The sequence below is a fragment of the Salinimicrobium oceani genome (genome assembly GCF_012037645.1).
In genome coordinates, this window is record NZ_JAAVJR010000179.1 from 1 (window position 1) to 652 (window position 652).

Below are 652 nucleotides of genomic sequence, written 5' to 3' on the forward strand. Positions count from 1 at the left end.
ATTGTTCAGGATCTTACCGGCAATTTTTTCAGCCAAGGGAATAAGGTCTTCCTGTGAGGTGACGTGGTTTACCAGGTGGTATTCCAGGGCCTGTTTTGCATCGATCATTCCCGCTGTCATAATCATTTCCATAGCTCTGCCCTTACCAACCAATTGGGGTAGCCTTTGAGTTCCGCCGTAACCCGGAATAACTCCCAGGGAGACTTCGGGTAGGCCCATTTTTGCGTTATCACTGGCGATCCTGAAGTGTGCTGCCATGGCAAGTTCTAATCCGCCGCCAAGTGCAAAGCCGTTTACAGCGGCTATAACAGGTTTGGGAAAATGAGCTACGAGATCAAAAAGCTTTGCCTGACCTTCGGCTGCAAGTCGCTGTCCTTCTTCCACAGAAAAATTTGCGAACTCACTAATATCGGCTCCTGCCACAAAGGCTTTTTCTCCACTTCCGGTAAGGATGATCACTTTTATATCCCCAATTTCTTCCGCAGCAGTAAAAGCTTCATTAAGCTCAGCAATAGTGGTTTTATTTAGTGCATTAAGTTTTGTTGGTCTGTTGATGGTTATATAAGCGATATTTCCGCTTTGTTCGAAAAGTATATTATTGAAATCCATATTATTTATTTTGGAAAATGAACTTTAAAGATAGTGCCTTTAT

1 protein-coding gene is annotated in these 652 nt (G+C 43.4%); it reads right to left on the bottom strand.

Annotated elements, in window-relative coordinates; all coding sequences use genetic code 11:
* Positions 1-609, bottom strand: a 609-nt coding sequence (locus tag HC175_RS16125) for an enoyl-CoA hydratase/isomerase family protein (RefSeq protein ID WP_168139424.1), incomplete at its 3' end; no start/stop codon positions are given.
* Positions 610-652 lie beyond the last annotated feature (43 nt).